This is a genomic window from Mesorhizobium sp. M4B.F.Ca.ET.203.01.1.1 (assembly GCF_004791025.1).
Lineage (GTDB): Bacteria > Pseudomonadota > Alphaproteobacteria > Rhizobiales > Rhizobiaceae > Mesorhizobium > Mesorhizobium abyssinicae.
Genome location: NZ_SRUO01000018.1, coordinates 87,585 through 100,005, shown reverse-complemented (window position 1 = coordinate 100,005; position 12,421 = coordinate 87,585). Strand labels below are relative to the sequence as shown.

Sequence of the window (12,421 nt, the reverse complement as noted above, 5' to 3'; positions counted from 1 at the left end):
AACAGCTAAGGCCAATATTGCCCTGACATATTTCGCTATAGGCGCTAATCTGGTGATGGCCTGTCCGGCAAACCGGAAAGAGTGTTGGGGAGTCAGGCCGTGAGGGGGCGACGACACCGATGGACCTGGAGACCTTGACGAGCCTTAGTAGCGGCGCGCGGTTCTTCCGCGCGGACCTGCATGTGCATTCCTACGGCGGCTCCCATGACGTGCGCGACGCGACGGCGACACCCGAGAACATCGTCCGGGAGGCGGCGAGCGAAGGGTTGTCGATCATCGCTATCGCCGACCACAATGAAATCAGCAACGTCCGGGCCGCCGTCGCTGCCGGCGCGGCTGCGGGCATCCTGGTCATTCCTGCTGTCGAGCTGTCGGCTCCCGAGGGCCATCTGCTGTGCTATCTGCCTTCTCCTGAAATGATGGACCGCTTCTATAATCGGCTGTCCATCGCCGGTCGCGGCACGGTCGATTGCCGCTGTCAGACCGGAACCACCGATTGCCTGAACCTGCTGCGCGAGCATGGTGGGTTCGCCATCCTGGCGCACGTCGATGGCCCCGGTTCCTTTGAAGAGAATGTGCCGCGCTTCACACCCGCGAAGCTTGACATCCTTTGCCACGAAGCCCTGCTGGGGTTCGAGGTCATTCGCGCCGACGGCGACATCCTGTACACCGCTAACGACTCCAGCATCGACCGGCGGAACGCCGCCGGCACGCGCATCGAGCGTCTGAAGCTAGGGTCGCGGCAGTTCCTGGCCCGTGTTCTGAACAGCGATGCCCACGCGCTGAATGCCGTTGGCCGCAATGCCAGGAACCAGAACCGGATCACCCGGTACAAGATGGAGCGTCCATCCTTCGATGGCCTGCGCCTCGCGCTCGATGAGGCGGACACCCGCGTCCGGATCGAGGACGAGGTTCCCTCCAGTGTGCCCATCGTGGAGGGCGTATCCTTTGAAGGCGGCTTTCTGGATGGTCAGACCATTCACTTCAACGCCAACCTGACCTGCATTGTCGGCGGTCGCGGCAGCGGCAAGTCCACAGCCTTCGAGGCTGTGCGCATGTTGGGCGACTACGGCCCGCCGGAGGTGGGTTCGGTCATCGACAGTGACGTATGGCCGGATCTGGTGGCGCTGTTCTATCGGGACGAGACGCACCAGACGCACATACTGAGCCGCGCCAAGGACGGCGCGCTCGAGAATGTTGATGATCCCATTCTGGGCTCGGTTAGCTTCCCGATGGAGTCTTATCGCCAGGGCGAAACGAACACGATCAGCAAGAAGGCTCAGGATGACCCGCTGGCCCTGCTGACCTTCCTTGACCGCCTTGTCTCGATCGATGCGGCGATCGAGACCGAGGACGCAGTGCGCACCGAGTTGAACGAACTCACCCCGGAGCTGGTGAAGGCGCGCAAGAACGTGGCGGAGATACCCGGCTGCGAGCGCGACCTGACGCTGAAGCGCGGGCAAGTGGAGCGGTTGAAGAAGGATCGCGGCGAAGAGATCATTAAGCTACAGCAGCGCCTCGAGACGGAACGTCGTACGAGGAATTCCATCGTGGCGGCTTTGACCGAGCTAAAGGGCGCGACTAGCCAGGAAGCGATCACCGCCATCACCACCGGTATCCGGGAAGTCGCCCACGGCAGCTTTGAGATCGGTGCGCCTGAAGTTGCCGCCATCATTGCCGACACGACCGCCTACGAAGGGAAGGTGGCGACTATGCAGGCGGGACTCGTCGCCTCGACCAACTCCTACAGCACCGCGGTTCAGGCGCAGATCGCGTCCTGGAAGAGCAAGGAAATGAAGACCGCAGAAGACATCGACAGAAAGAAAAAAGAGCTTCTGGCCGCCGGCATCCGGCTGGACATGCCGTTCATTCAGAAGCTAATCGCGGACGAAGCGAACCTCACCGAGCGCCTGCGCAAGCTCAACACGTGGAAGCCTCATCTTGCCACCCTTGAGAAGAAGCGCTCCGACCTGCTGAAACAACGGTGGGTCGGGCGATCAAAAGTCGCCGGCATCCGCTCCGCATTCGCCACCAAAGCTTCCGAAGCCCTCAAGGGCACGCTGTCTGACATCTTTGTCACGCTGAAGTTTGACGAAAGCTCTCTCTGCCCCGAGGGTGAGCGGCTGATCATTGAGACGATGGGGTGGCGGACGCTGCAACAGCTTAAGGCCGCCGCGCTGATCAACGACCTGACCCTACCCAAGCTATTGGACTGCGTAAGGCGCCGCGACTCCAAGCCGATCACCGCACTACGCACGCCGCAGGGCGGCGCCGTCTTTCAGCAAGGTGAAATCGACGTCCTGCTGGAGCGACTTTCTGATTTCGACCTGCTCGCGCAGCTCGAAACCGCGGCGGTGCATGACGCGCCCCGGCTCAGCGTGACGAAACGCGTGACCGACCACGACGGCTCGGTCAAGTTTATCCCGCGCGAGTTCAAACGGCTCTCTCTTGGGCAGCAGCAATCCGTGCTGCTTGCCCTGATGCTGTCCAGCGAGAGCAGGGCGCCGCTCATCGTGGACCAGCCGGAAGATAACCTGGATAGCGAGTTCATCTACAAGACGCTCGTCCCGGTTCTGCGACGCGTCAAGGAGCGGCGCCAAGTTATCGTCGTTACCCACAACGCCAACATTGCCGTGCTAGGCGATGCCGAGCAGATCGTCGTCCTAAAGGCGACCAACGACCAGGCTACGATTACGTCGCGCGGCTCGATTGACGAGCCGGCTACGCGGGAGGCCGCCTGCGCCATCCTTGAGGGGTCGCGGGAGGCGTTTGAGCGGCGTGCCCGCATCTATGGGAAGCGGATGGACGCGTAGCTTTTCCGCTGTTTGGTCGCCGTTAGCATCTGAACCAGCGACGTCGGCTTCCGGAGGAAGGCAAACGCCGATAGAATGACCGTGCATGGGCGCGTTTCAGACAGACACAATGGGGTCGAATGCAGAATGACTCTTTCCGGCCACCGCGGTGATATCAGACGTTGAGGTACGTCCCGAGCGGGCAGTCTGCCTTCTTTTCACTCTCACCAGCCGAACTGCCACCGCCTTGCCGCCGTTAGGGAGTCTGCGGACGAACAGGCGGCCACAAACTGAGCTGGCGTTGACGGGTGACCTCGAACTTGGCGAAGTCGCCCCGTGCCAGCATCACCTCGACGCCCATCCCCTTCACCATCTCCCGCATCTGCTCGTAGGAACGCTCGCGGAACTTCGGACCTGCAATGATTTCCTTCAATCGCAGGTTAGGCCCGAATGGCTGGAAGTAGTGCGTCTGGCCTTGGATGACCTCGGAGTTCACCAGTGGCAGTAGCCAGCGCCATTCGTCTTCATACGCCCAACCGTCAGACTTTATCCGCGCGAACTCTTTAAGGTGCTCAGGCCCGATTTCGGCATACGACGACAGTCCGAGGTCGGCCAGGCGCGGCCTCGTTTTGCGGTAACGGACCTTGAAGAAGTCCCCTTCCGAAACGTCAAACCCAAGCACCATCCCGCGAAAGCTTTCGCCATAGTGCCCCCACATCTGCGGCTTCGACCACGTTTCGCTCATGCAGATGATGCCCTGCTCCAGGTCTAGCCGGCGGCGGTACGAGGACAGGTGGATGCGGTCGCGCTTGTCGTCGAGCGCGATGCCGATGAATTCGAAGGCGTCATTGAGGTCTTCGATGCGGGAGACGCGTAGGCACCGCTTCTTGATGGCAGCGACCGCGTACTGGGCCTTCAGGAAGTGGTATAGCCGCCGCATGTCAGTGGGTCCTAAAGTCGTTGTAGGGCGTGTACAGCACGGTTGCGACGTAGATTTCAAGCAGCGCCTGCCGCGTCTGGTCCGTTTCCTCAACATAGCGGTAGTTCATGTTGCGGATGCGCGTCTTGGCTGCTGCAAACTCCCGGATGAAGTCTTCCATGAGGGCGATCTCCTTGCGACCGCCCTCCTTCGTATAGCGGGCGGCGGGGAGGTCCAGCAGCTGGAATGCAATCCGGAAGGCGAAACTCGCCTGGTTGTGGCGCGACCCGTTTCGGGTGTGGAGGAAGTAGCGCTCGCGCAGACGGTTTGAACGGCCTACATACAGGGGCTCGTCACCCTCGCTAAACAGGTAGACGCCGCCGACGGGAATATTTGTCGGTGGCGGCGTACCGGCGTGCGGCGTCATCGCAATTAGCTTCTCGTAAGACGCGTGAAGGCCCTCAACCTTCTCCAGAAATCGTGGATGCATCGACCGCCCCTCTGTCGATCCCGAGCTTACTTCGGGTGTCTGTAAGATGCTGTCTTGGATGCCATATAGCGCCTCGAATGTCAGCGTCCCGTCATGGACGCATCCCCCGAAATCGCCGCCGGTGTGGCTCGTCCACAGAGTGGCATGGTCCCCGGCCACGGGGCTTACCCGCTCTAGGTGTCAGATATTGTCCCTCGGAAAGGCGGCTTCACAGAGTATTTGCTCAAAACCCGCCAGTCCTTTAGCCCCAATGTGACGAGAAACCGGCTCCAGATAAAGGGCAGCTTTTGGGAACTCGTGATACCGGCCTGAACGACCGCATTTGGGCGCAAAGCTGGCATTTCCCGCGCGTATGGCCAGGTCTCCGGGCCATGACTATCCTTTGACCTCCCTTTAAGGGGTCGGCGAGGGGGTCGAGAGCGGCATTTCGTTTCGGACACCAAGCGTCGGATTTTCACCCCACTATTGCTGTCCGGCGCGGAATATCTCAGGTAGGAAAGCGGGCGAAAAATCAGGTCTGGAGAACGAAATGAGCTCGATAGACTGGCATGCAGCGCCGCCTATGACGGATGATCAACGGCGCAATGCCCTGGCTGACATGGAGTTAATCGCGTGCGGCGAAGAACTCGATTTGCCGTGGCGCCGTGTCCGGATTTTGCTCGATCATAAGCTTGCGGTGGTCCAGCATCCCGTTTTGACGGCGGGGAGCCGCACGTCTCTCGGCCTGACTGATCACGGCCTGCGATTGTTGGATGCTGCAGGAGCGCGCCAGACAAACTGCGCATAAGAAAAAATTCCTCTTGACGAGGAACCGGCGGCGGGTGTTCTGCTTTTGTTCATGCAACAGGAGCAACCATGCGCAAGCCGGAAACCATCGAACGGCTCTATTTGGATTTCGACGGCTTTTTCGCGTCGGTCGAACAGCAGTGCGACCGACGCCTGCGCGGTCGGCCGATCGGTGTCGTACCCTTCGAGGGCACGGACAGAACGGCCGTGATCGCATGCAGCCGCGAAGCAAAAGCGTATGGCGTCAAGAATGTTATGCCGATCAACGAGGCGAAGCGGCTTTGCCCGGAGCTCGTTCTAGTTCCGCAAAAGCCGGATTTGTATCGCCGGGCACATAATGCGCTCTTATCGGAAATTGAAACGGTCATTCCGATCGACACGGCGAAATCGATCGATGAGCTGACGTGCCGCCTCGACGAGGCGGGCCGAACTGACCCGCTCGCCCTGTCGGCGAAGATCAAGGCGTCGGTTGCCGAAAATGTCGGACCATGGATCACTTGCACGATCGGGTTTGCGGCCAACCGGCAGCTCGCGAAAATTGCCTGCAAGGCCGGCAAGCGCGACGGCGGCCGATATGGTGACGGGCTGACGATCTGGCGGCCGGAAGACCTTCCGGCTGCGCTGCTCGCCATCACAATGGAAGACATTCCAGGTGTCGGCGGCAACATGGCAAAGCGGCTCTATCGTGCCGGCATCTTCACGACGGAACAGCTTTACAACGTCCAGGCGAAGCATATGCGCAAGCTTTGGGGCAATGTTACCGGAGAGCGCCTTTGGTACGCGCTGCACGGTTATGACATCCAAGCACCCGCCTCGAGCCGTGGCATGTTCGGCCATGGCCGCGTGCTGCCGCCGGAGTCACGGACGATCCGCGGCGCGCGCGAAATCTCGCGCCTGCTACTGATCAAGGCGGCACGGCGGCTGAGGCGAGAAAACTTCTATGCGGGGGGCTTGTGGCTTTGGCTGTCGATCCGAGACGGGTCTTGGATGGGAAAGCGCCATTTGCCGGTCGTCAACGACGACCAGGCCATACTGTCGGCGCTTTCGGAACTGTGGGACCAGGTACGGAAGGACCACCCGCGCGGCCTGATGATTTTTCGGATTGGCGTCACGCTCTACGACTTGTCGCCATCACATGAACGCCAGCTCGATTTGCTGCTCAATGACGATTGCCAGCGACGGCGCTGGGAAAACGCCAGCAAGGCAATCGACAATCTGAATACGCGCTATGCCGGCACGGTCGTCAGTCTCGGCCAGTGGCGGCCGCCCGCCGGCGGCCACGTAGGCGGCAAGATCAGTTATACGCGCATTCCTTCAGCGGAGGACTTCTGGTGATGAAAAGCTGGAAGCGAAACATTCGTGTCGGCGACCTGGCCGACAATCAAAAGCTGGAAGCGCGCTGCAAAAAATGTGGCCACGTCCACTATCTCACGCGGGCGATCGTTTGCACGTCGCCGGAGCGTGAATTTCTCTACATCGACGAGCTGGAGCGCGAAACCATGTGCAGGGCGCGCGGCTGTCGCGGCGCGGTGCGCCTCTCGATGGTGCGACTAGACGAGCTGAGCGGCTTCATCGGCGGCCTCGCCTAGTGGTACCCACCTGACATAAGAGTCCGGCTCGGGATTCCCCTTGCACGCGAAGGAGCGGCATTTGTGCCAACTCAGTCAATCACCGTCGTGAGATTGTGTCCGCGAAGTACGCGTACTTGAAGCAAGCTACCATTGCCACAATGGTTCCAATTCTCCCCTGGCCTTACTCCTTCTCGGCACGTCGATGGTGCATTGGAAACTGCCGCTTGGAACACCATAAGGTTGCCAGTGGCTGGCGGTCTTTTCAATTTACAGGCATCAGCGGCTCGTGCTCCGGCTGGGCATGATGAAACACCTGCCCTAAATCGCGCGCGTCGAACGTCTGCCGGCAGACCGGGCAGTAGATGAAATGTTTCGATTCGTCGTCTACGGGGCCAGCGTGCGGCTTGCCTTTGTAGCCGGTCGCGATGTTGTCGGTCCTGATCCGCTTCATCTCTAACCCGTCTCTGGTCGCGGCTTGGACCAAAGCGGCTATCTACTTCCTTGGGCCACACAATTGGGCGTCGCTCTTGCGGGAAGCGCGCGTCCTAGCCCCGAAACGCCAGCCGCGCTTGTAAAAAATATAATCGCCCTTCGAAGCCATCTGACGCCGGCTTGGCAATCGTCAAGGACTAGAGATGCCGGCCAGCGCGCACCATCGCCCGCATAAAGGCGAGTTCAGTCGCAAGTTTGGCGTTTTCCTTTTGCGCCATGTTGTCGGCTGCGATCAGGCGCCGCAGCGAGCACATGATCTCCCCACGCGTCCACCCGGCATCAAGCATGCAATCGACGATCGCCTGAAAGCCTGGCTCCATTGCCTCCTGGCAGTCGATCTCGCGGTCGGGGTATTCGCCCTGTCGCCTTGGCTGTCTGATCACCCACGCCTCCTCATAAATAGCGCTCGCCTTCGGCGCGGTGCTCGAAACAGAACCAGTGCGATGGCTGCCGAGGCTTGGCAAAGCCCCATCCCGCATTCTTGCCGCAGCCGGGATGCTCGCACCTATGGTGTTGAATGCCGGGGCGCGTTACGGGCTCCATTACACCAGGAAGGCGGATCAGTTCGTCGCTCATAGCAGCGATATCGGCTCGATCATGTGTTGGCTGTCGTTTGGCTTCCCGTCTTTGACGGTCGCGTTTACGTCCCGGCTCACCCGATAGAATTGCAGTTGGCCATCTAGATTGAGATCAAGCAGTTGTTTCGCCTCGGGGACTGGCGTCGCCGGATCAAGCCAAGCTTCGTAAGCGGACTGGTCGAGGATGACAGGCTGGCGGTCGTGGATCTGCTTCATGGGTTCGGATGCGGCGGCAGTCAGGATGGTGCAGCTCGTGATGTCGAGCGTTGAATTGTAGGCCCAGAGGCCGGCAAACGAAAACGGCCGATGCTCCGGCAGAAAGATGTACCAAGGATCGCGCTGCTTCTTGTCGGCCGGCGATATCGTCCATTCATAGAAGCCGTCAGCCGGAATCAAGCAGCGCTTCGACTTGAAGGCGTCGCGAAATGACGGCTTGCTGTCAGCTTCTTCTGATTTGGCATTGAACATCTGGAATTTGGGAACTTCATTCGCCCAGAACGGCACGAGCCACCAACGGCCCTCGCGAAGCCGGTGGCTCCCGTTCTCGCCGGCAGTGACGAACGGCACTTCTTCCGTGGGCGCAATGTTGTAGCGCGGCGCATCGTTGCGGCCGATTTCGGCTGGCGCCGTCAGTCGATAAAGCCGGTGAATTTCCGACCAGGGCAAATACCGAGTGTAACGTCCGCACATGGCGTTGCCTCAATTCCGCAGGATCTCGGGAACGCTCAAGGGCCCGAGATCGAGAATTCTCTTGTACTTACCCGTCCGGCGCCAGACGCCATGCGCCTTGCCATTTTCCCGGTCGCGCTTTGGATCGAACACCACGCCTGGGAAGTGGTCAAGGAACGCCTGTGCGGAGGCCTCGTCCGCGAAGCAGTAGAGCCGCCAGTCCTCATATTGGCCGTCCGGCCATATCGCCTGCACTAGCCTTTTCATTGAGGATAGCCTGCGCTCTTCGCAAAATTCGCGGATCAATGTGAAGCTGCGCCCCGTGCATAGGTCGTCAGGCATAGCCACTTGATACGGCCATTCGCGATCGATCCTGGCAGGCGATGGGCCACGGCTACGCTGAACTATCAGTGGTGAGCGCCGGGCTTCTTGCTCTCTCTCAGGTAAATGTCGGTCTGGTGCCGCATCGCATCCGAAAGCGACAACGCCAGATCGAGGTCTTCAGGATAGGTCGCCAATATCCAAGCGGCCGTTAGCTCCGCGATAACCTGCTTCTGGCTGACATCGGACAGGCCACGCATGTGCTTTGACATCTTGCTGGCGGCCCGATGAATGGCGGCCCGCTCGCGCTTTACCGTGGCATATATCTCAGGCTGCTCCGTCTCGGTCGCGATCATTGGTTTCATGGGTTCGTCTCCAATTTGCCAACAGTGAACAAAATGAGAACAAAAGAGTCAAGTCGGTCCTTCATGTCGTCGTCAATCGCCGTCCTGCCCGTATTCGCGGTGAACAGCCGTCAGGAAGCCGCGCCCTGCTTGGTAGGGCGCGGCGCCGTCGGTCACTTCGGCTTGTTGTCGTTGTCGGCTTTTTCGTCGAACTGCACTTGATAGCTCACCTCGAGCTTGGCGAGGAACGGAAGCGAGAATGCGACGGAGATCCTCAACTGGCCCTTAGGGGACAGTTTGGCGATTTGCCGATTGATATACAGACGAAGGCGGCGGCCGGTCTTCTGGCAGAAGGTTACGAGCGTTCTCATGAGGTAGATCCTCCTAAATGGTTGTGCGCAATCGCGGAGCTCGAATACGGCTGGGACTGCCAAGTGCACCGCGCCAGCGGTCGCAACAGAGCGAAGCGGAGAGGGGAACCCTTTAGGGTTGCACGCCCGGGCAGGGGCCCGCCGTACCGTGCGCAGCATTGAGATTGCGTACTGCCACTTTGGAGCTGCCGGAGAACGCGGCCTTAGTCGCCCCGGCCGCCCATCGGCCCCATCAATCGGCAGATCGTCAACCGGCCGTCAGGCCGGTTCTCCGCCGGTCTTTTGGCTGCAGTGGGCGAGGAGATTGCTGCGGAATTCCACCGCCGACAAACGACAACAAGCCGATGGCCGGGCCGAACCGTAAACGGGGCGGCGGCCTTGGTTGGGGAGGGGAGCGCGAGGGGAGGGGCGCCCCTCGCTCGTTCCTGGCCCGTTCGATGCGGGCCTGGAGCGGTCCGGCTTTGAAATGTGGGAGAAAGGCGCTATATTCGGTTCCGGAGTAGGGACGAGCCTTTCGGCTCGCCCCCATTTCCTAGAGCCAGAATTGGACTCGGATACTCACTAGCCAGGTGGTCCGAGTCCTTTTCACGTCTAGGGTGACGCTAAGTGGTAGGAACCACATGCAATCACCTCCGGTTCGAGGGCGAGGTCGTCGCCTCGGTCGGGGTGGCCCATCCTCCCCGAGCGCGCCGCTGGCCCGGCGCTGCTGCTTTCGCCCTCGAAGCTGATTCTTACAGCTTACCGCACAATTCCGAGCTGTTCACCAAGGCTTGGCGGATGGCGGTAGTGGTCATGTTCTAAGTTTCGGAATAGGATTCGCAACGCCGCGTCGAAAGGCGTATACTGGCCTGTCATCCGCAAAATGCCGGGGCACACGGGTGCTTGGAAGTGTCGATCATGTTTTCGCCTGATGGGAGGCAAGCATGCACAGGTTCGGCATGGCGGATCCCGCTGAACTCGCAATTTTCACCAAAGCCGTGGACGATTGCTGCGCCAAGTATGGGGTCTCCGAAGGAGACAACCGCGACGACATTGCCGTGGAGATTCTACGGCTATTTCAGCAAGGTATCATTGACCCGGCAGAATTGGCTGGCGATCTGGATCGCTTTGCGGACATGATCACGCGAAGTGCTAAGCGCCGCGCTTCGTATACGGGCGGCGAACCACCGGCTTCTCAGCCTCCTTCGTCTCGATCAGCGCAACGCTTATGACAACCGGCCGCGCCGTCAATCGACGCGGCGCGTTGAGCTATTTGAAACGCGGCATTACCCTCTCGTTTGTAAGGGCGTCCTGATCGGTCTGGAACGTGTAGCCGTCCCAATCCTTCCACGCCTCCCAGCCTTGCGCGGTCGCGCGTCCGTACCAGACGCGCACCTTCACCGCGTTTCCGGCCAGCGTCTCGACAATCGAGACGGTGAAGCTGCCACCAAGCTGCGACGGCGTATCGTACACAGTGACATGGCGGCGGGCAGGACGCCGGAGAGGTGCCGCACTCATGCGGCACCTTCGGCGCTGATCGCCTTCATCACTCGTTCGGCGGCCCATCTCCCGGCCTCGTTCAAGTGTCGCTGCCACGCGCCTTGCGACGGCGACCAGCGGAAGCCATTGGCCTTCAGCGCCCGCCGCGTCGTCTCGTCGGGCTTGCCGGGAAAGATCATCTGAATGCGCGCTATATCGGCATTTTCCTTGATCTCGACGGCTCCGGCCTGTGTCACAACCTCTTGGCTCTGCGTTCCGCGCTCGTGCATCCGCGTGAGGGATTTCAGCCGTCCTTGCAGGCGGCGGATTTCTGCGCGGTTGCCCGCCGTGTCGAATCCGCGTTTCCATTGCCAGTCAGCCAGCACGACGCCGCGTGCCGCCACTTCTGCCGAAAGGCCGGTCTGGGCTACGATCGCAGCAATCATGGCCGCGTCGTCGGCGCCGTCTTTTTCCATGCGCCGGATAATGGAGTTCGCGGCCTTCATCTTGTCGATCGACAGGGCCAGGTCCTCGATCTTCGCCATGATCCGTTGCAACGCTGATGGATCGCCTGAGCGGATCGGCTCGTCATCCGCACAGTGGGGGAAGGCTTTCCGCTTCACCGCTTTCCGGGCCGCTGCTGAATGTGCGGCAAGATCGGCGCGGCGGGCATCGGAAATCTTCATCCGCTTTTCGTTGCGGGCAACGGGAAAGCGCGCCGGTCCGGTAATAAACCAGTTCATGCAGCGGCTTTCCGCCGCCCAATAGCGCCGCGTCAACTCGACGTGGCGGCGGGTGAAAGCCTCGATCTCTGGTTCCGGGTTCGGTGCGCTCGCCTTCTCCCACAGCTCCACGACGTAGACGGCAAACTCGTTCAGTCGGTGGGCCAGTTCGTCAAGCTCGGCGTTTGCGCGCCGGTCTGGAAAGTGGGTCAGTGCATCGAACTGGTGTTCGATGTCCTTCGCCGCAATGTTTGCGGCGAAGGTTCCTGTCACGATGGCGAGGCTTCGGTTTTCCACGATGGCGATTTTCATCATGCCTCTCCTTCGACAAAGGTCAGGGCACGGCGGTCAATCCTGACCTGCAAGCCCATCAATGCGCCGGAGATGATCAGCCCTCCCCCTGTCATCTCGTCGTGGGTCGCAAACACCGGGTCCAGTACCGGACGGCAGCACTTGAAATGCGCCGAAGCGTCTTCAAGGCTTATCAGGGGAGAGTGGTAGGGTTCGCTTCCGTCACCGCCGACGAGAACGAGTTTGCCGGCCAGCGGCTGCGGGTATCCTTCAAAGATGGTGAAGGCGGTTAAGCCGTCGTGCAAGCCTTCCTCGTCAGCGAACAGGGAATGCCGTTCATCAAAGCGCACGACCTCGATCAAGCGGCACCCGATCAGGTCATAGATGGGTTTGAAGCTGATTCCGGCCGGAAGCTCGACGGCCCGAAAGATCGTGGTTTCGGGGTCCAGTAGGTAAGCAGTCTGTTTCATGGTCTAGCCCTTTCTTTCTCCGCGAAGCGGTCGCGTGCCCGAAGGGGCAGGAGCCCCGCTCCTGCTCCCGAGCTCGCGCGGAGCAGCGGGAGAGAGGGAGGCAAGGGAAAAAACGGAGGGGGTTCGCCCGCCCGAGGCGAAGCCGAA

The 12,421-nt window shown here is 60.5% G+C and carries 16 protein-coding genes; 5 read left to right on the top strand and 11 right to left on the bottom strand.

What is annotated here, in order from left to right; genetic code table 11:
• The first annotated feature begins 119 nt into the window (after positions 1–119).
• Positions 120–2,813 carry a TrlF family AAA-like ATPase gene (locus EN846_RS28290; protein ID WP_135914051.1) on the top strand — a complete coding sequence of 898 codons (2,694 nt, stop codon included), beginning with the start codon at positions 120–122 and terminating at the stop codon, positions 2,811–2,813.
• A gap of 235 nt (positions 2,814–3,048) precedes the next feature.
• Here EN846_RS28290 and EN846_RS28285 read toward each other — a convergent pair whose 3' ends face one another.
• Both EN846_RS28285 and EN846_RS28280 read right to left on the bottom strand, forming a co-directional pair.
• Positions 3,049–3,732 (bottom strand): DUF2971 domain-containing protein, encoded by a 684-nt coding sequence (locus EN846_RS28285; protein WP_189523718.1) that lies wholly within the window; start codon positions 3,730–3,732, stop codon positions 3,049–3,051.
• Between the two features lies 1 nt (position 3,733).
• A complete protein-coding gene (locus EN846_RS28280; RefSeq protein ID WP_135914049.1) occupies positions 3,734–4,138 on the bottom strand; it encodes a hypothetical protein in 405 nt (134 codons plus the stop codon).
• 592 nt (positions 4,139–4,730) lie between these two features.
• Here EN846_RS28280 and EN846_RS28275 point away from each other — a divergent pair.
• The 3 genes from EN846_RS28275 to EN846_RS28265 all read left to right on the top strand — a co-directional run bounded on the left by EN846_RS28275 (position 4,731) and on the right by EN846_RS28265 (position 6,576).
• Positions 4,731–4,988 (top strand): hypothetical protein, encoded by a 258-nt coding sequence (locus EN846_RS28275; RefSeq protein WP_135914048.1) that lies wholly within the window; start codon positions 4,731–4,733, stop codon positions 4,986–4,988.
• Positions 4,989–5,056: 68 nt separating this feature from the next.
• A complete protein-coding gene (locus EN846_RS28270) occupies positions 5,057–6,322 on the top strand; it encodes a type VI secretion protein ImpB (protein WP_135914047.1) in 1,266 nt (421 codons plus the stop codon).
• Positions 6,322–6,576 (top strand): hypothetical protein, encoded by a 255-nt coding sequence (locus EN846_RS28265; protein WP_135914046.1) that lies wholly within the window; start codon positions 6,322–6,324, stop codon positions 6,574–6,576. The genes EN846_RS28270 and EN846_RS28265 overlap by 1 nt, the downstream gene beginning before the upstream one ends.
• Positions 6,577–6,820: 244 nt before the next feature.
• On the opposite strand, the gene EN846_RS28260 is transcribed toward EN846_RS28265, so the two are convergent.
• The 6 genes from EN846_RS28260 to EN846_RS28230 all read right to left on the bottom strand — a co-directional run bounded on the left by EN846_RS28260 (position 6,821) and on the right by EN846_RS28230 (position 9,333).
• A complete protein-coding gene (locus EN846_RS28260) occupies positions 6,821–7,009 on the bottom strand; it encodes a hypothetical protein (RefSeq protein ID WP_135914045.1) in 189 nt (62 codons plus the stop codon).
• A 178-nt stretch (positions 7,010–7,187) separates the two neighbouring features.
• Positions 7,188–7,514 (bottom strand): hypothetical protein, encoded by a 327-nt coding sequence (locus tag EN846_RS28255; RefSeq protein ID WP_245518750.1) that lies wholly within the window; start codon positions 7,512–7,514, stop codon positions 7,188–7,190.
• Positions 7,515–7,622: 108 nt separating this feature from the next.
• On the bottom strand, positions 7,623–8,318 hold the full coding sequence (locus EN846_RS28245) for an SOS response-associated peptidase (RefSeq protein WP_135914042.1): 696 nt from the start codon (positions 8,316–8,318) through the stop codon (positions 7,623–7,625).
• Between the two features lie 9 nt (positions 8,319–8,327).
• Positions 8,328–8,603: a hypothetical protein gene (locus EN846_RS28240; RefSeq protein ID WP_135928099.1), complete on the bottom strand. Its 276-nt coding sequence runs from the start codon at positions 8,601–8,603 to the stop codon at positions 8,328–8,330.
• Positions 8,604–8,704: 101 nt separating this feature from the next.
• Positions 8,705–8,983, bottom strand: a complete 279-nt coding sequence (locus tag EN846_RS28235; RefSeq protein ID WP_135914040.1) for a hypothetical protein — start codon at positions 8,981–8,983, stop codon at positions 8,705–8,707.
• Between the two features lie 152 nt (positions 8,984–9,135).
• The gene (locus EN846_RS28230; RefSeq protein WP_135914039.1) at positions 9,136–9,333 is read right to left on the bottom strand and encodes a hypothetical protein; all 198 of its coding nucleotides are present in this window, start codon (positions 9,331–9,333) and stop codon (positions 9,136–9,138) included.
• A 923-nt stretch (positions 9,334–10,256) separates the two neighbouring features.
• Here EN846_RS28230 and EN846_RS28225 point away from each other — a divergent pair.
• Entirely contained in the window at positions 10,257–10,544 is a 288-nt protein-coding gene (locus tag EN846_RS28225; protein WP_135914038.1) for a hypothetical protein, read from the top strand.
• Between the two features lie 37 nt (positions 10,545–10,581).
• Here the strand turns inward: EN846_RS28225 and EN846_RS28220 are convergent, their stop codons facing one another.
• The 3 genes from EN846_RS28220 to EN846_RS28210 are packed head-to-tail and all read right to left on the bottom strand — an operon-like array spanning position 10,582 to position 12,274.
• Positions 10,582–10,830 (bottom strand): hypothetical protein, encoded by a 249-nt coding sequence (locus EN846_RS28220; protein WP_135914037.1) that lies wholly within the window; start codon positions 10,828–10,830, stop codon positions 10,582–10,584.
• Complete coding sequence (locus EN846_RS28215; RefSeq protein ID WP_135914036.1) at positions 10,827–11,828, bottom strand: hypothetical protein; 1,002 nt, start codon at positions 11,826–11,828, stop codon at positions 10,827–10,829. The genes EN846_RS28220 and EN846_RS28215 overlap by 4 nt, the downstream gene beginning before the upstream one ends.
• On the bottom strand, positions 11,825–12,274 hold the full coding sequence (locus tag EN846_RS28210) for a protein psiB (protein WP_135914035.1): 450 nt from the start codon (positions 12,272–12,274) through the stop codon (positions 11,825–11,827). Before EN846_RS28210 ends, EN846_RS28215 begins: the two co-directional genes overlap by 4 nt.
• Between the last annotated feature and the right edge of the window lie 147 nt (positions 12,275–12,421).